The sequence below is a fragment of the Escherichia marmotae genome, from assembly GCF_002900365.1.
Classification (GTDB): Bacteria; Pseudomonadota; Gammaproteobacteria; order Enterobacterales; family Enterobacteriaceae; genus Escherichia; species Escherichia marmotae.
Genome location: NZ_CP025979.1, coordinates 3,862,275 through 3,880,517 on the forward strand (window position 1 = coordinate 3,862,275; position 18,243 = coordinate 3,880,517).

The 18,243-nt window shown below is 52.4% G+C and carries 11 protein-coding genes and 2 pseudogenes; 11 read left to right on the forward strand and 2 right to left on the reverse strand.

Annotation, left to right across the window (positions count from 1 at the left end; genetic code table 11):
• Positions 1-16 precede the first annotated feature (16 nt).
• From ebgA to fadH, 6 genes and pseudogenes are all read left to right on the forward strand, one after another.
• Positions 17-3,109, forward strand: coding sequence for a beta-galactosidase subunit alpha (gene ebgA, locus C1192_RS19775; protein WP_038354460.1), 3,093 nt, complete (start codon positions 17-19; stop codon positions 3,107-3,109).
• Positions 3,106-3,555 (forward strand): beta-galactosidase subunit beta, encoded by a 450-nt coding sequence (locus tag C1192_RS19780; protein ID WP_001517130.1) that lies wholly within the window; start codon positions 3,106-3,108, stop codon positions 3,553-3,555. Before ebgA ends, C1192_RS19780 begins: the two co-directional genes overlap by 4 nt.
• A 62-nt stretch (positions 3,556-3,617) precedes the next feature.
• Positions 3,618-5,051: an amino acid permease gene (locus C1192_RS19785; RefSeq protein ID WP_038354459.1), complete on the forward strand. Its 1,434-nt coding sequence runs from the start codon at positions 3,618-3,620 to the stop codon at positions 5,049-5,051.
• A gap of 140 nt (positions 5,052-5,191) precedes the next feature.
• A pseudogene (gene ygjJ / locus C1192_RS19790) lies at positions 5,192-6,258 on the forward strand (protein YgjJ).
• Between the two features lie 16 nt (positions 6,259-6,274).
• Positions 6,275-8,628 (forward strand): annotated as a pseudogene (gene ygjK / locus C1192_RS19795) (alpha-glucosidase).
• 242 nt (positions 8,629-8,870) lie between these two features.
• Positions 8,871-10,889 carry an NADPH-dependent 2,4-dienoyl-CoA reductase gene (gene fadH, locus C1192_RS19800; protein ID WP_038354458.1) on the forward strand — a complete coding sequence of 673 codons (2,019 nt, stop codon included), beginning with the start codon at positions 8,871-8,873 and terminating at the stop codon, positions 10,887-10,889.
• A 117-nt stretch (positions 10,890-11,006) separates the two neighbouring features.
• Here the strand turns inward: fadH and rlmG are convergent, their stop codons facing one another.
• Positions 11,007-12,143: a 23S rRNA (guanine(1835)-N(2))-methyltransferase RlmG gene (gene rlmG / locus C1192_RS19805; protein ID WP_000018671.1), complete on the reverse strand. Its 1,137-nt coding sequence runs from the start codon at positions 12,141-12,143 to the stop codon at positions 11,007-11,009.
• Positions 12,144-12,227: 84 nt separating this feature from the next.
• Between rlmG and C1192_RS19810 the strand changes: the two genes are divergently transcribed.
• The 5 genes from C1192_RS19810 (at position 12,228) to sstT (ending at position 17,614) form a co-directional block, all read left to right on the forward strand.
• On the forward strand, positions 12,228-12,731 hold the full coding sequence (locus tag C1192_RS19810) for a M48 metallopeptidase family protein (protein ID WP_016249231.1): 504 nt from the start codon (positions 12,228-12,230) through the stop codon (positions 12,729-12,731).
• Positions 12,732-12,806: 75 nt separating this feature from the next.
• Positions 12,807-13,499 carry a SanA/YdcF family protein gene (locus tag C1192_RS19815; RefSeq protein ID WP_038354457.1) on the forward strand — a complete coding sequence of 231 codons (693 nt, stop codon included), beginning with the start codon at positions 12,807-12,809 and terminating at the stop codon, positions 13,497-13,499.
• A 78-nt stretch (positions 13,500-13,577) separates the two neighbouring features.
• Positions 13,578-14,564, forward strand: a complete 987-nt coding sequence (locus tag C1192_RS19820; RefSeq protein ID WP_001517133.1) for a Gfo/Idh/MocA family protein — start codon at positions 13,578-13,580, stop codon at positions 14,562-14,564.
• Positions 14,565-14,846: 282 nt separating this feature from the next.
• Positions 14,847-15,812, forward strand: a complete 966-nt coding sequence (gene alx / locus C1192_RS19825; RefSeq protein WP_001098824.1) for a TerC family membrane protein Alx — start codon at positions 14,847-14,849, stop codon at positions 15,810-15,812.
• 557 nt (positions 15,813-16,369) lie between these two features.
• Complete coding sequence (gene sstT / locus C1192_RS19830) at positions 16,370-17,614, forward strand: serine/threonine transporter SstT (protein ID WP_000211634.1); 1,245 nt, start codon at positions 16,370-16,372, stop codon at positions 17,612-17,614.
• Positions 17,615-17,617: 3 nt separating this feature from the next.
• On the opposite strand, the gene C1192_RS19835 is transcribed toward sstT, so the two are convergent.
• A complete protein-coding gene (locus tag C1192_RS19835; protein WP_001517134.1) occupies positions 17,618-18,169 on the reverse strand; it encodes a YgjV family protein in 552 nt (183 codons plus the stop codon).
• Positions 18,170-18,243: the final 74 nt, after the last annotated feature.

The following is an 18,243-nucleotide window of genomic DNA, read 5'->3' on the forward strand; positions in this document are numbered from 1 at the left end:
TCTACCGGGAGGCCCTATGAATCGCTGGGAAAACATTCAGCTCACCCACGAAAACCGACTTACGCCGCGTGCGTACTTTTTTTCATATGATTCTGTTGCGCAGGCACGTACCTTTGCCCGCGAAACCAGCAGCCTGTTTCTGCCTTTAAGCGGTCAGTGGAATTTCCATTTTTTTGATCATCCGCTGCAAGTGCCAGAAGCCTTCACCTCTGAGCTAATGGCTGACTGGGGGCACATCACCGTCCCCGCCATGTGGCAAATGGAAGGTCACGGCAAACTGCAATATACCGACGAAGGTTTTCCATTCCCCATCGATGTGCCGTTTGTTCCCAGCGATAACCCAACCGGTGCCTATCAACGTATTTTCACCCTCAGCGACGGCTGGCTGGGTAAACAGACGCTGATCAAATTTGACGGCGTCGAAACCTATTTTGAAGTCTACGTTAACGGTCAGTATGTTGGCTTCAGCAAGGGCAGTCGCCTGACCGCAGAGTTTGACATCAGTACGATGGTTAAAACCGGCGACAACCTGTTGTGTGTGCGCGTGATGCAGTGGGCTGACTCCACCTATGTTGAAGACCAGGATATGTGGTGGTCGGCGGGGATCTTCCGCGATGTTTATCTGATCGGTAAACAACTGACGCACATTAACGATTTCACCGTGCGTACCGACTTTGACGAAGCCTATTGCGACGCCACACTTTCCTGCGAAGTGGTGCTGGAAAATCTCGCTGCCTCCCCTGCCGTAACGACGCTGGAATATACCCTGTTCGACGGCGAACGCGTGGTGCACCGCAGCGCCATTAATCACCTGGCAATTGAAAAACTGACCAGCGCCAGTTTTGCTTTTACTGTCGAACAGCCGCAGCAATGGTCAGCAGAATCCCCTTATCTTTACCATCTGGTCATGACGCTGAAAGATGCCAACGACAATGTTCTGGAAGTGGTGCCGCAACGCGTTGGCTTCCGTGATATCAAAGTGCGCGACGGTCTGTTCTGGATCAATAACCGTTATGTGATGCTGCACGGCGTCAACCGCCACGACAACGATCATCGCAAAGGCCGCGCCGTTGGGATAGATCGCGTTGAGAAAGATATCCAGTTGATGAAACAACACAACATCAACTCTGTGCGTACTGCTCACTACCCGAATGATCCGCGTTTTTACGAACTGTGTGATATCTACGGCCTGTTTGTAATGGCGGAAACCGACGTCGAATCGCACGGCTTTGCTAACGTTGGTGATATCAGCCGCATTACCGACGATCCGCAGTGGGAAAAAGTCTACGTCGAGCGCATCGTTCGTCATATTCACGCGCAGAAAAACCATCCGTCGATCATCATCTGGTCGCTGGGCAACGAGTCCGGCTATGGCTGTAACATCCGCGCGATGTACCACGCGGCGAAGGCGCTGGATGACACGCGTCTGGTTCACTACGAAGAAGATCGCGATGCTGAAGTGGTCGATATTATTTCCACCATGTACACCCGCGTGCCGCTGATGAATGAGTTTGGTGAATACCCGCATCCAAAACCGCGCATCATCTGTGAATACGCCCATGCGATGGGTAACGGACCTGGCGGGCTGACGGAATACCAGAACGTCTTCTATAAGCACGATTGCATTCAGGGGCATTATGTCTGGGAGTGGTGTGATCACGGGATCCTGGCGCAGGATGACAACGGCAACGTCTGGTATAAATTCGGCGGCGATTACGGCGACTATCCCAACAACTATAACTTCTGTCTTGATGGTTTGATCTATTCCGATCAGACACCGGGGCCGGGTCTGAAAGAGTACAAACAGGTTATCGCGCCGGTAAAAATTCACGCGTTGGATCTGAATCGCGGCGAACTGAAAGTCGAAAATAAACTGTGGTTTACCACGCTTGATGACTACACCCTGCACGTAGACGTGCGCGCCGAAGGTGAAACGCTCGCGACGCAGCAAATTAAGCTGCGCGACGTTGCGCCGAACAGCGAAGCCCCCTTGCACATCACGCTGCCGCAACTGGACACCCGCGAAGCGTTTCTCAACATTACGGTGACCAAAGATTCCCGCACTCGCTACAGCGACGCCGGGCACCCTATCGCCACTTATCAGTTCCCGCTGAAGGAAAACACTGCGCAGCCTGTGCCTTTCGCGCCGAATAACGCCCATCCGCTGACGCTGGAAGATGAACGTTTGAGCTGCACCGTTCGCGGCTACAACTTCGCAATCACCTTCTCAAAATTGACTGGCAAACCGACGTCATGGCAGGTGAATGGCGAATCACTGCTGACTCGCGAGCCAAAGATCAACTTCTTCAAACCAATGATCGACAACCACAAGCAGGAGTACGAAGGACTGTGGCAACCGAATCATTTGCAGATCATGCAGGAGCATCTGCGCGACTTTGCCGTTGAGCAAAGTGATAGCGAGGTGTTGATCATCAGCCGCACGGTTATTGCCCCGCCGGTGTTTGACTTCGGGATGCGCTGCACCTACATCTGGCGCATCGCTGCCGATGGTCAGGTTAACGTGGCACTTTCCGGCGAACGTTACGGCGACTATCCGCACATCATTCCGTGCATCGGTTTCACCATGGGAATTAACGGCGAATACGATCAGGTGGCGTATTACGGACGTGGACCGGGCGAAAACTACGCCGACAGCCAGCAGGCTAACATCATCGATATCTGGCGCAGCAACGTCGATGCCATGTTCGAGAACTATCCCTTCCCGCAGAACAACGGCAACCGCCAGCATGTCCGCTGGGCGGCACTGACTAACCGCCACGGCAGCGGTCTGCTGGTGGTTCCGCAGCGCCCGATTAACTTCAGCGCCTGGCACTATACCCAGGAGAACATCCACGCAGCCCAGCACTGCAACGAGCTGCGGCGCAGCGATGACATCACTCTGAACCTCGACCACCAGTTGCTTGGCCTCGGCTCCAACTCCTGGGGTAGCGAGGTGCTGGACTCCTGGCGCGTCTGGTTTCGTGACTTCAGCTACGGCTTTACGTTGCTGCCAGTTTCTGGCGGAGAAGCCACCGCGCAAAGCCTAGCGTCGCATGAGTTCGGCGCAGGGTTCTTTTCCACGAATTTGCACAGCGAGAATAAGCAATGAGGATCATCGATAACTTAGAACAGTTCCGCCAGATTTACGCCTCTGGCAAGAAGTGGCAACGCTGCGTTGAAGCGATTGAAAATATCGACAATATTCAGCCTGGCGTCGCCCACTCCATCGGTGACTCATTGACCTATCGAGTGGAAAACGACTCCGCGACTGATGCGTTATTTACCGGACATCGCCGCTATTTTGAAGTGCATTACTACCTGCAAGGGCAGCAAAAAATTGAATATGCACCGAAAGAGATGTTACAGGTCGTGGAATATTATCGCGATGAAACTGACCGTGAATATTTAAAGGGCTGCGGAGAAACCGTTGAAGTTCATGAAGGGCAAATCATTATTTGCGATAACCATGAAGCGTATCGGTTTATCTGTAATAACGCAGTCAAAAAAGTCGTTCTCAAAGTCACCATCGAAGATGGTTATTTCCATAACAAATAACAACTACGGCGGCAAAAGGAGTTTGCCGCCACCGCTACCCTACTCATTTTCGGAGATGTGTTATGTCTGATACCAAACGTAATACAATCGGCAAATTCGGCTTGCTCTCGCTGACTTTTGCCGCCGTTTATAGCTTTAATAACGTCATCAATAATAATATTGAGCTTGGACTGGCCTCGGCACCGATGTTTTTCCTCGCGACGATTTTTTATTTTATTCCCTTCTGTCTGATCATCGCAGAATTTGTTTCGTTAAATAAAAACTCGGAAGCTGGTGTCTACGCATGGGTAAAAAGTTCGCTGGGCGGACGTTGGGCATTTATTACTGCCTATACCTACTGGTTCGTGAACCTGTTCTTTTTCACCTCATTATTGCCGCGCGTTATTGCTTACGCCTCGTATGCCTTCCTCGGCTACGAATATATTATGACGCCAGTTGCCACCACCATTATCAGCATGGTGCTGTTCGCCTTCTCCACATGGGTTTCCACCAACGGGGCGAAAATGCTGGGACCAATCACCTCCGTTACTTCAACGCTGATGCTGCTGTTAACGCTCTCCTACATTTTACTGGCAGGTACGGCGCTGGTTGGCGGCGTACAACCTGCAGACCCCATCACCGTTGACGCGATGATCCCGAACTTTAACTGGGCGTTCCTCGGCGTTACCACCTGGATCTTTATGGCCGCAGGCGGCGCAGAGTCCGTTGCTGTGTACGTTAACGACGTTAAAGGCGGATCGAAATCGTTCGTTAAAGTGATCATCCTCGCCGGGATTTTTATCGGTGTACTGTACTCCGTCTCCTCGGTGCTGATTAACGTCTTCGTCAGCAGCAAAGAGTTGAAATTTACTGGCGGATCGGTGCAGGTATTCCACGGCATGGCCGCATACTTTGGTCTGCCGGAAGCGTTAATGAACCGCTTTGTTGGCCTTGTGTCCTTTACCGCGATGTTTGGTTCCCTGCTGATGTGGACCGCAACGCCGGTGAAAATTTTCTTTTCCGAAATCCCGGAAGGGATCTTTGGTAAGAAAACCGTCGAACTGAACGAAAACGGCGTTCCGGCGCGCGCGGCGTGGATCCAGTTCCTGATCGTGATCCCACTGATGATTATCCCGATGCTCGGCTCCAATACCGTGCAGGATCTAATGAATACTATTATTAATATGACCGCGGCAGCGTCCATGCTTCCGCCGTTATTCATCATGCTGGCCTATCTGAATTTACGCGCCAAATTAGATCACCTGCCACGTGATTTCCGTATGGGTTCCCGTCGCACCGGTATTATCATTGTTTCAATGCTGATTGCGATATTTGCCGTAGGATTTGTCGCCTCGACCTTCCCGACCGGTGCAAATATTCTGACCATCATTTTTTATAACGTCGGCGGTATTGTTATTTTCCTCGGCTTTGCGTGGTGGAAATACAGCAAATATATAAAAGGATTAACGGCTGAAGAACGCCATATTGAAGCGACGCCAGCCAACAACGTGGATTAAGCAGACTAATAAAAAATGAGCAGGCATTTTCCCTCTTCCTGGATGGGGAGAGGGAAAATAGTTTCTGCCTGAGTATTTTTAACATTATTAATTATGTCGATAAAAGGCTGTACTTTTTCTTTAGCTCATGGATTAACATTATGAAATTTAATAGTACGCCTTGCAGAGCATTAGTTGCTCTGCCGTTTTGCTACGCGTTTTTTGCGGCCGCTGATGAAGCACGTCCGGCAGAACATGACGACACAAAAACACCCGCGATTACTTCGACGTCTTCTCCTTCATTTCGTTTTTACGGCGAATTAGGGGTTGGTGGATATATGGATTTAGAGGGTGAGAATAAACATAAATACAGTGACGGCACCTATATTGAAGGTGGCCTGGAGATGAAGTATGGCTCCTGGTTCGGCCTGATTTACGGCGAAGGCTGGACCGTGCAGGCCGACCACGACGGCAATGCATGGGTGCCTGACCATAGCTGGGGCGGTTTTGAAGGTGGGATTAACCGTTTCTATGGCGGTTATCGTACCAATGATGGCACCGAAATCATGCTGAGTCTGCGTCAGGATTCCTCACTGGATGACCTGCAATGGTGGGGCGATTTCACGCCCGATCTGGGCTACGTCATTCCCAATACCCGTGACATTATGACCGCGCTGAAGGTACAAAACCTAACCGGTAATTTTCGTTATAGCGTCACCGCCACACCTGCCGGACATCATGACGAAAGCAAAGCCTGGCTGCATTTTGGCAAATACGATCGCTACGACGATAAATACACCTATCCGGCAATGATGAACGGTTACATCCAGTATGACCTTGCCGAAGGCATCACCTGAACGGTCTGGAAATTACCGACGGCACAGGACAGCTTTATCTCACTGGCCTGCTTACCCCTAACTTCGCCGCACGCGCCTGGCACCATACCGGACGCGCCGACGGGCTGGACGTACCGGGAAGTGAAAGCGGGATGATGGTGAGCGCCATGTATGAAGCGTTAAAAGGCATTTATCTCTCCACCGCTTACACCTACGCCAGACATCGCCCTGACCACGCAGACGATGAAACCACCTCTTTCATGCAGTTTGGTATCTGGTACGAATACGGTGGCGGACGTTTCGCTACGGCTTTTGACAGCCGCTTCTACATGAAAAATGCCTCTCACGATCCCAGCGACCAACTCTTCCTGATGCAATATTTTTACTGGTAATAAGGACAGTAATCTCATGAAAATCAAAACCATTTTAACGCCAGTAGCCTGCGCCCTGCTGATGAGCTTTTCCGCCCATGCCGCTAACGCCGACAATTATAAAAACGTGATTAACCGTACCGGCGCGCCGCAGTACATGAAGGATTACGATTACGACGACCACCAGCGTTTTAACCCATTTTTCGATCTCGGTGCCTGGCATGGCCACCTGTTGCCTGACGGCCCGAACACCATGGGTGGCTTTCCGGGCGTTGCACTGCTAACGGAAGAGTACATCAACTTTATGGCCACCAATTTCGACCGCCTGACTGTCTGGCAGGACGGCCAAAAAGTCGACTTCACACTGGAGGCATACAGTATTCCCGGTGCGCTGGTGCAAAAAAGCTGACAGCAAAAGATGTGCAGATAGAAATGACTCTGCGCTTCGCCACGCCGCGCACGTCACTACTGGAAACCAAAATCACCAGCGATAAACCGCTGGATCTGGTGTGGGACGGCGAGCTGCTGGAAAAACTGGAAGCGAAAGAAGGGAAACCGCTTTCTGATAAAACCATTACTGGCGAGTACCCTGATTATCAACGCAAGATCAGCGCCACCCGTGATGGCCTGAAAGTTACCTTTGGCAAAGTGCGCGCCACCTGGGATCTGCTGACCTCCGGCGAATCGGAATATCAGGTGCATAAATCATTACCGATGCAGACTGAAATCAACGGTAATCGCTTTACCAGTAAGGCGCATATCAACGGTTCGACGACACTCTATACCACCTATTCCCATCTGCTGACCGCCCAGGAAGTCAGCAAAGAACAGATGCAAATCCGCGATATTCTGGCGCGTCCGGCGTTTTATCTCACCGCCTCGCAGCGACGCTGGGAAGAGTACCTGAAGAAAGGGTTAACCAATCCGGATGCGACGCTGGAGCAGACGCGCGTCGCGGTGAAAGCGATCGAAACCCTCAACGGCAACTGGCGTTCGCCGGGCGGTGCGGTGAAATATAACACCGTCACGCCGTCGGTAACCGGGCGTTGGTTCTCCGGCAATCAGACCTGGCCGTGGGATACCTGGAAGCAGGCGTTTGCGATGGCGCATTTCAATCCGGACATCGCCAAAGAGAATATCCGCGCGGTCTTCTCCTGGCAGATCCAACCTGGCGACGCCGTGCGTCCGCAGGATGTGGGATTTGTGCCGGACCTGATTGCGTGGAACCTTAGCCCCGAGCGTGGCGGCGATGGCGGCAACTGGAATGAACGTAATACCAAACCCAGTCTTGCCGCCTGGTCGGTGATGGAAGTGTACAACGTCACCCAGGATAAAGGCTGGTTGGCAGAGATGTACCCGAAACTGGTGGCCTATCACGATTGGTGGTTACGTAACCGCGATCATAACGGCAACGGCGTACCGGAATATGGCGCAACCCGCGATAAAGCCCACAATACTGAGAATGGCGAGATGCTGTTTACAGTGAAAAAAGGCGACAAAGAAGAGACGCAGTCCGGGCTGAACAATTACGCCCGGGTAGTTGAGAAAGGCCAGTACGACAGCCTGGAAATTCCGGCGCAGGTTGCCGCGTCGTGGGAATCGGGGCGTGATGATGCAGCCGTCTTTGGTTTTATCGACAAAGAACAATTGGATAAATATGTCGCTAACGGCGGCAAACGTAGTGACTGGACGGTGAAATTCGCTGAAAACCGCAGTCAGGACGGGACGTTGCTGGGCTACTCGTTGTTACAGGAATCGGTGGATCAGGCCAGCTATATGTACAGCGATAATCATTATCTGGCCGAGATGGCGAAAATCCTCGGCAAACCCGAAGAAGCCAAACGTTATCGCCAGTTGGCAGTACAGCTCGCAGATTACATCAATACTTGTATGTTCGACCCGGCCACACAGTTCTACTATGACATACGCATTGAAGATAAACCGTTAGCGAACGGCTGCGCGGGCAAGCCGATTGTCGAGCGCGGTAAAGGGCCGGAAGGCTGGTCGCCGCTGTTTAATGGTGCAGCAACGCAGGCCAATGCCGACGCGGTGGTGAAGGTGATGCTGGACACCAAAGAGTTCAACACCTTTGTCCCACTGGGAACGGCAGCGTTAACCAATCCGGCCTTTGGCGCGGATATCTACTGGCGCGGGCGCGTATGGGTGGATCAGTTCTGGTTTGCTCTGAAAGGTATGGAGCGTTACGGTTATCGCGATGATGCCCTGAAACTTGCGGATACTTTTTTCCAGCACGCCAAAGGCTTAACCGCCGACGGTCCGATTCAGGAGAATTACAACCCGCTGACCGGCGCACAGCAAGGTGCCCCAAATTTCTCCTGGAGCGCAGCGCATTTGTATATGTTGTATAACGATTTTTTCCGTAAGCAGTAATTTACAACGGCTGGCGGATGCGGCGTGAACGCCTTATCCGCCCTACATGTACGCCCGTAGGCCGGATAAGTCCCCGTAGGCCGGATAAGACGCGGCAAGCGTCGCATCCGGCATTACCACCGGGCGTATTCTTTTTGAATCCCATCACAAACCCCGCATTCCCCTTTTCCCTTTTCTCCGGCGACGGCTAAATTAGAACTCATCCGACCACATAACAATTATTTTACATACTGGACAATCTTATGAGCTACCCGTCGCTGTTCGCCCCGCTTGATTTAGGCTTCACCACGTTAAAAAACCGCGTACTGATGGGGTCAATGCACACCGGGCTGGAGGAATACCCGGATGGCGCTGAGCGGCTGGCGGCGTTTTATGCCGAACGCGCCCGCCACGGCGTGGCGCTGATTGTCAGCGGCGGTATCGCACCAGATTTAACGGGCGTTGGCATGGAAGGCGGCGCAATGCTCAACGACGCCTGTCAGATCCCACACCATCGCATTATTACCGAAGCGGTACATCAGGAAGGCGGCAAAATCGCCCTGCAAATTTTGCATACCGGGCGCTACAGTTACCAGCCGCATCTGGTTGCCCCGTCCGCATTGCAGGCTCCCATCAACCGTTTCGTTCCTCATGAGTTAAGCCATGAAGAGATCCTGCAACTGATCAACGATTTCGCCCGCTGTGCGCAACTGGCGCGGGAGGCCGGATACGATGGCGTAGAAGTTATGGGTTCCGAAGGGTATTTGATCAACGAATTTCTGACTCTGCGCACCAACCAGCGTAGCGACCAGTGGGGTGGTGATTACCCTAACCGGATGCGGTTTGCCGTTGAAGTGGTACGTGCAGTGCGCGAACGCGTCGGCAACGATTTCATTATTATCTACCGTCTGTCGATGCTCGATCTGGTAGAAGGCGGCAGCACTTTTACCGAAACGGTACAACTGGCGCAGGCCGTTGAAACGGCTGGCGCAACCATTATCAATACCGGCATTGGCTGGCATGAAGCGCGGATTCCGACCATCGCCACTCCCGTGCCGCGCGGCGCATTCAGTTGGGTCACGCGCAAACTGAAAGGCCATGTATCACTGCCGCTGGTGACCACCAACCGAATTAACGATCCGCAGGTTGCCGACGATATCCTCTCGCGTGGCGATGCGGACATGGTGTCGATGGCGCGACCGTTTCTGGCTGATGCCGAGCTGCTGTCAAAAGCGCAATCGGGGAGATCTGATGAGATCAACACCTGTATTGGCTGTAACCAGGCCTGTCTGGATCAGATCTTCGTCGGCAAAGTGACTTCGTGTCTGGTCAATCCTCGCGCCTGCCATGAAACCAAAATGCCAATCCTTCCTGCTATGCAGAAAAAAAATCTGGCGGTGGTCGGTGCAGGTCCGGCGGGGCTGGCGTTTGCCATTAACGCAGCAGCACGTGGACATCAGGTAACGCTGTTTGATACTCACGGCGAGATCGGTGGGCAGTTCAACATTGCCAAACAGATCCCCGGTAAAGAGGAGTTCTACGAAACACTGCGTTACTACCGCCGGATGATCGAAGTGACGGGCGTGACGCTGAAACTCAATCACACCGTGACGGCGGATCAATTACAGGCGTTCGATGAAACGATCCTTGCCAGCGGGATCGTGCCGCGTATTCCGCCCATCGACGGGATCGATCATCCGAAAGTACTGAGTTACCTCGATGTACTGCGCGACAAAGCGCCAGTGGGCAACAAAGTCGCCATCATCGGTTGTGGCGGTATTGGTTTTGATACGGCAATGTATTTGAGTCAGCCAGGCGAATCCACCAGCCAGAATATCGCTGAATTCTGCACAGAATGGGGGATCGACAGCAGCCTGCAACAAGCTGGTGGCTTAAGTTCGCAAGGTATACAGATCCCCCGTAGCCCACGACAAATCGTAATGCTCCAACGTAAAGCCAGCAAACCAGGTCAGGGATTGGGTAAAACCACCGGTTGGATCCATCGCACCACCCTGCTCTCGCGCGGCGTGAAAATGATCCCAGGCGTAAGTTATCAGAAGATCGATGATGACGGACTGCATGTGGTGATCAACGGTGAAACGCAGGTATTCGCAGTAGATCATGTGGTGATCTGTGCAGGGCAAGAGCCAAACCGCGCACTGGCACAACCGCTCATTGATAGCGGGAAAACCGTGCATTTAATTGGCGGCTGCGATGTGGCAATGGAACTGGACGCGCGGCGAGCGATAGCTCAGGGGACGCGGCTTGCGCTGGAGATTTAAATCGTTCTTTGAAGTGCCGGATGCGACGCTTGACGCGTCTTATCTGGCCTGGGGGTAACGTGCTGAATGTAAGCCGGATAAGGCGTTCACGCCGCATCCGGCAGGTAGCTCCCAACCTTATCGACGACGCCCCAGCTTCACTGCTTTCAGCACCACAAATTTATTATTCGTCGCGATAGTGGTGCAATTGCCAAAAATCTTCTTCAGTTTGTGAAAGTAATCCAGATGGCGGTTGGCAACGATATACAGCTCACCGTTGATTTTCAGGCAGCGGCGGGCGTGGTGGAACATCTCCCAGGCAACGTTATCGGTCAGCGCATGTTGCTGGTGAAACGGCGGGTTGCAGAGCACAGCATTAAAGCGAAAAGGCTCTACGCCAGAAAGTGCGTTGTTGATCATAAACTCGCAGCGATCCAGCGCTTCAGGCATGTTGGTTTCTACGTTCAATCGGCTGGAAGCAACTGCCATCGGTGATTCATCGACAAACACCACTTTCGCCTGCGGGTTTTTATCAAGCAGCGTCAGACCAATGACGCCATTACCACAGCCGAGATCGACAATCTCCCCTTCAAGATTTTCCGGCAGATGCTGCATAAAGAAACGCGCGCCAATATCCAGCCCGGTGCGGGAGAAGACATTCGCATGGTTGTGGATAGTCCAGTCGGTGCCTTCCAGTTTCCAGCTAACGGTCTGCGGTGCATCAGCCAGCGGCGGTTCATTGAAGGTACAGTTAATCAGTCGCGCTTTTTTCCATGCCAGCGTGGTGGTGGTTGGGCCGAGCACTTTTTCGAACAGTTCCAGCGTGGAAGTGTGAATGTCGCGGGCTTTAGCGCCAGCAATAATACGTGTATCCGGCGTGACCACTTTGCGCAGCGCACGCAGTTGTTGTTCCAGCAACGCCAGCGTTTTCGGCACTTTGATCAACACCACGCCCGGCTGTTGCGGGTAGTCGGCAGTGCTGTCGAGAAACTTCACGCTCGACTCATCAATCCCGTTGAGACGCAAATTCTCGCGCGTTGCCAGCTCGCTGATATACGAATCACCAATACTGTACGGTTTATGTTCCGCCAGCGCGCAGCTTAACGCACCGAAAGCATCATTCAGGATTAACACCGGGCCGCGGATTTCTGTGTCGTCCAACTGTTGCAGCAAATATTCATCCGCCGCTTCCCACGCCTGTAGCGGGTTAACGTCATCCGTTGCCGGAAAACGTTGTAGTGTCAGTGAACGGAAACCGTTGTCTAAGTGGCTCATCGGCCCTCCTGAATGATAAAATTTCGACGTTGCCCCTGAAAAGGGTGCGTGAGTATACCCTTTTTCTCTTTTTCATGGGCAGTTATGAGCAATCTTACTTATCTTCAGGGCTATCCCGAGCAGCTACTTTCCCAGGTGCGCACGCTAATTAATGAACAGCGTCTGGGTGATGTGCTGGCAAAACGCTATCCGGGAACGCACGACTACGCCACCGATAAAGCCCTCTGGCAATACACTCAGGATCTGAAAAATCAGTTTCTGCGTAATGCCCCGCCGATCAATAAAGTGATGTATGACAATAAGATCCACGTGCTGAAAAACGCGCTGGGATTACATACTGCTGTTTCCCGCGTGCAGGGCGGCAAGCTGAAAGCGAAGGCTGAAATTCGCGTTGCTACCGTGTTTCGCAACGCGCCGGAACCGTTTTTGCGCATGATCGTGGTGCATGAACTGGCGCATCTGAAAGAGAAGGAGCACAACAAAGCGTTCTACCAGTTGTGCTGTCATATGGAACCACAGTACCACCAGCTTGAGTTCGACACTCGCCTGTGGTTGACGCAACTGTCGCTTGGCCGGGGCAAAATCTGAAAATGGATTCAGGCGTTATATTTTCTCCCATTAACGCCTAAAATCGACGTCCCTCTTTCGTTAAGGATAACGACCATGCTGCGCGCATTTTTCCGCCTTCTTCGTCGCGTTTGTTTTTCCCGCCGGATTCTTAAGATTGCCTGTTTACTGTTGCTTGTAGCAGGCGCGACGGTTTTTATCAGCGATCGGGCGATGGTCAACGCCAGCCAGCAACTAACATGGAGCGATGTCAACGCAGTTCCGATACGTAACGTGGGGTTATTGCTGGGAGCAAAGCCGGGTAATCGCTACTTTACCCGACGTATTGATAGCGCCGCAGAGTTGTACCACGCCGGAAAAGTGAAGTGGCTGTTGGTCAGTGGTGATAACGGACGAAAAAATTACGATGAAGCGTCAGGAATGCAGCGGGCGCTCATCGCTAAAGGCGTACCGGCGAAAGTCATCTTCTGCGATTATGCCGGATTCTCAACGCTTGATTCGGTGGTGCGCGCCAATAAAGTGTTTGGTGAGAACCATATCACCATTATTTCGCAAAAATTTCATAACCAACGCGCCATCTGGCTGGCAAAACAGTACGGCATCGATGCTATCGGTTTTAATGCCCCTGACCTGAATATGAAACAGGGTTTTTATACTCAACTGCGGGAAAAACTCGCTCGCGTCAGCGCGGTGATTGACGCCAAAATCCTCCATCGCCAGCCGAAATATCTCGGGCCGTCGGTCATGATTGGGCCATTTAGCGAACATGGCTGTCCGGCGCAGAAATAATGCGTATCCACGCACGCCGAAGATGAAAAAGGCGTGCTACATTGACGACAGAATCCCTTTATGGAGTAACCACGCGTTATGATACGTTTCGCCGTGATTGGCACGAACTGGATCACCCGCCAGTTCGTCGAGGCCGCCCATGAGAGCGGCAAATACAAGTTAACCGCCGTCTATTCCCGCAGCCTTGAACAGGCCCAGCACTTCGCCAATGATTTTTCTGTCGAGCATCTGTTCACTTCGCTGGAAGCGATGGCGGAAAGCGATGCCATTGACGCGGTGTATATTGCCAGCCCGAATGCCCTGCATTTTTCCCAGACGCAGCTTTTCCTCAGTCACAAAATGCATGTAATTTGCGAGAAACCGCTGGCGTCGAATCTGGCGGAAGTGGATGCCGCTATTGCCTGCGCGCGGGAAAATCAGGTGGTGCTGTTTGAAGCATTTAAAACGGCCAGCCTGCCTAACTTTCATTTGTTACGCCAGGCGCTGCCGAAAGTCGGCAAATTGCGTAAAGTCTTTTTTAACTACTGCCAGTACTCTTCGCGTTATCAACGTTATCTCGACGGCGAGAATCCCAATACCTTTAATCCGGCGTTCTCTAACGGCTCGATCATGGATATCGGCTTTTACTGCCTGGCGTCGGCAGTGGCGTTATTTGGTGAGCCGAAAAGCGTGCAGGCAACCGCCAGTTTGCTGGCAAGCGGCGTGGATGCCCACGGCGTGGTGGTGATGGATTACGGTGATTTCAGCGTTACGTTGCAGCACTCCAAAGTCAGCGATTCTGTACTGGCAAGCGAGATTCAGGGCGAAGCGGGATCACTGGTAATTGAAAAACTTTCCGAGTGCCAGAAAGTCTGTTTTGTACCGCGTGGCAGCCAGATGCAGGATCTCACCTTGCCGCAGCATATTAATACCATGCTCTACGAAGCAGAGCTGTTCGCCACTCTGGTGGATGAGCATCTGGTAGATCATCCGGGTCTGGCAGTCAGTCGTATCACCGCCAAACTGCTGACCGAGATCCGCCGCCAGACCGGGGTGATTTTTCCGGCAGATAGCGTAAAGCAATAATTGTTACCGTAAAGCAGTGTAAAAGGCATGTAACAGACCATTGACTGGATGAATGGTCTGTCATACTTTGTTACCTGCAAAGGGGAGTAACTTCATTGCCGGTCGATCGTCATTACGATGTGTGAAAAACCACATCCGGTCACCGGGCAACCCGAAAGGAATACGCAGACGTATTCCTTTTTTGTTGTAAGTGAGACCTTGCCGGAAGGCGAGGTCTATGCATAAAAAGCAGCGGCTGACGTCTTCCGACGTTGGCCGTTTTTTTATGTGTAAGGAACTTCTATGAATACTGTCGGCACGCCGTTGTTATGGGGCGGATTCGCTGTCGTTGTCGCTGTTATGCTGGCTATCGACCTGTTGTTGCAGGGGCGTCGGGGTGCGCACGCTATGACCATGAAACAGGCTGCAGCCTGGTCACTGGTTTGGGTGACGCTGTCGTTACTGTTTAACGCCGCTTTCTGGTGGTATCTGGCGCAGACACAGGGACGCGAAGTCGCGGACCCGCAGGCGCTGGCCTTCCTCACTGGTTATCTGATTGAGAAATCTCTGGCGGTTGATAACGTCTTTGTCTGGCTGATGTTGTTCAGCTATTTCTCTGTTCCGGCGGCATTACAACGCCGCGTGCTGGTGTATGGCGTGCTCGGGGCGATTGTCCTGCGTACTATCATGATCTTCACCGGTAGCTGGCTGATTTCGCAGTTCGACTGGATCCTGTATATCTTTGGCGCATTCCTGCTGTTTACTGGCGTGAAGATGGCATTGGCCCATGAAGACGAATCAGGGATTGGCGACAAGCCGCTGGTACGCTGGCTGCGGGGTCATTTGCGCATGACCGACACCATCGACAACGAGCACTTCTTTGTGCGTAAGAATGGCTTGCTGTATGCCACGCCGCTGATGCTGGTGTTGATTCTGGTGGAGTTAAGCGACGTGATTTTCGCCGTGGATAGCATTCCGGCAATCTTCGCCGTCACCACCGATCCGTTCATTGTGCTGACCTCAAACCTGTTTGCGATACTCGGCCTGCGTGCGATGTATTTCCTGCTGGCGGGCGTGGCGGAGCGTTTCTCGATGCTCAAATATGGCCTGGCGGTGATTCTGGTGTTTATTGGTATCAAGATGCTGATTGTCGATTTCTACCATATTCCGATCGCCGTCTCGCTGGGCGTGGTGTTTGGCATTCTGGTGACGACGTTTATTATCAACGCGTGGGTGAATTATCAGCATGATAAGCAGCGGGTAGAGTAATTCGCTGTATATTAAGCCATTACTGGAGATAACTCATTCCAGACAAAGATGAGCTATTAATTATGTAATCGACTTATAGCTCGTTACAAAAAGACCGCATGGATGCGCGGCGAGGGCGCGTTTTACAGGGATGTTACCTCGCGCCCGTACCCGATAGCCGCAAGGGATAAGCTGAGGGAACCGCGCGGCGGCGATTTTGTTCGCCAGAGCCCGGGGTGCAGGGGGCAGCGGCGATTGGCCGCCCCCTGCGCGCTCCCTGCGCCAGTGACTTTATATGGCATTGCACATTAAAGGAGCGCAACCGTTCTCATACTCCAAATAGTTTTGCCCATATGTTATCTAATCAGCCTTAGTAGTCAGTCCTTCCCTCTGTTTATGTAAAATAAATGTAACCATTAAGTTACAAAATATGACCTCTCTTTAAAATCCAGTATTTTTAGCTTCCCGAACCCACAACTTTCCTTATACTCAACCTTGCAAATACTTTGTTACATCCTGAAAGATGCGTCGACAGAACGCACCAGGGATGTGCGACAACACAACGAAAGGATCGAAAAATGACTACGCAACGTTCACCGGGGATATTCCGGCGTCTGGCTCATGGCAGCCTGGTAAAACAAATCCTGGTCGGCCTTGTTCTGGGGATTCTCCTGGCATGGATCTCAAAACCGGCGGCTGAAGCTGTCGGCCTGTTAGGCACCCTGTTCGTCGGCGCGCTGAAAGCTGTAGCGCCAATCCTGGTGCTGATGCTGGTAATGGCTTCCATCGCTAACCACCAGCACGGACAAAAAACCAATATCCGCCCTATTCTGTTTCTCTATTTGCTGGGTACTTTCTCCGCTGCACTGGCCGCAGTTGTCTTCAGCTTCGCCTTCCCTTCTACTCTGCATTTATCCAGCAGTGCGGGGGATATTACCCCCCCGTCAGGCATTATTGAGGTCATGCGCGGGTTGCTGATGAGTATGGTTTCCAACCCTATCGACGCCCTGCTAAAAGGTAATTACATCGGGATTCTGGTGTGGGCGATTGGCCTCGGTTTTGCCCTGCGTCATGGTAACGAGACCACCAAAAACCTGGTCAACGATATGTCGAATGCCGTCACCTTTATGGTGAAGCTGGTGATTCGCTTCGCGCCGATCGGTATTTTTGGCCTGGTTTCTTCTACGCTGGCAACCACAGGGTTCGACACGTTGTGGGGTTATGCGCAACTGCTCGCGGTGCTGGTTGGCTGTATGCTGTTGGTGGCGCTGGTGGTTAATCCACTGCTGGTATGGTGGAAAATTCGTCGTAATCCGTTCCCGCTGGTACTGCTGTGCCTACGTGAAAGCGGCGTGTACGCCTTCTTCACCCGTAGCTCTGCGGCGAATATTCCGGTGAATATGGCGCTGTGCGAAAAGCTGAATCTGGATCGTGATACCTATTCCGTTTCTATTCCGCTGGGAGCAACCATCAATATGGCGGGCGCGGCGATCACCATTACGGTGTTGACGCTGGCAGCGGTCAATACGCTGGGTATTCCGGTGGATCTGCCCACGGCGCTGCTGTTGAGCGTGGTTGCTTCTTTGTGTGCCTGTGGCGCATCAGGCGTAGCTGGTGGTTCTCTGCTGCTGATCCCGCTGGCCTGTAATATGTTCGGTATCCCAAACGACATCGCCATGCAGGTGGTCGCCGTCGGCTTTATTATCGGCGTATTGCAGGACTCCTGCGAAACCGCGCTGAACTCGTCAACTGACGTGCTGTTCACCGCGGCAGCATGCCAGGCGGAAGATGAGCGTCTGGCAAATAGCGCCCTGCGTAATTAATGCTTAACCCCTTTCGTCTACGGCGGAAGGGGTTTTCTCTACTTTAAACGGATCAATTCCCCTTTTCTGCATCCGCCAGAAACGAATGATATTCAGGCCATTCATCAACAGAAAACTGCCTTCAATCATCGTGCCACCAATCGACCCGGCCCAAAAGTTGTGAATCACCCAGCAACACGTTGAAAACCACATCACGCAGCGCATAGTCAGCCCTTTACAGCGAAACAGCGCCCAGGTACTGACGATCGTGCCAATAACCGGCAGTAATTCAACAGGATGATGGAACTTCGCCAGGCCAATTCCGCCAGTGAGCACAATGAAGATTGTCATCACCCATAAGCTGCGCGTGCGTAGGGTAATCAGTGTACGGATGGCGTTAAGGATGGCACTGGCACCGGCAGGATAGGTGCCCAGGAGAAAGAAATGCACGCCGATAACGGCGCTATAGACCGAAAGCTGCTTTTTGAAGCGACGTTCGTCACGGTTGAAAAATGTTGTGATACCAATCAGAAAGGCGATGACACCCACGCCCTGGGCCAGCCAATACGCGGTCATGATAAATCCTTAGCAGGTATGGAAAAGCAAACGGCGCTTCACATTATGAAACGCCGTTTTTTATTAACAACTCA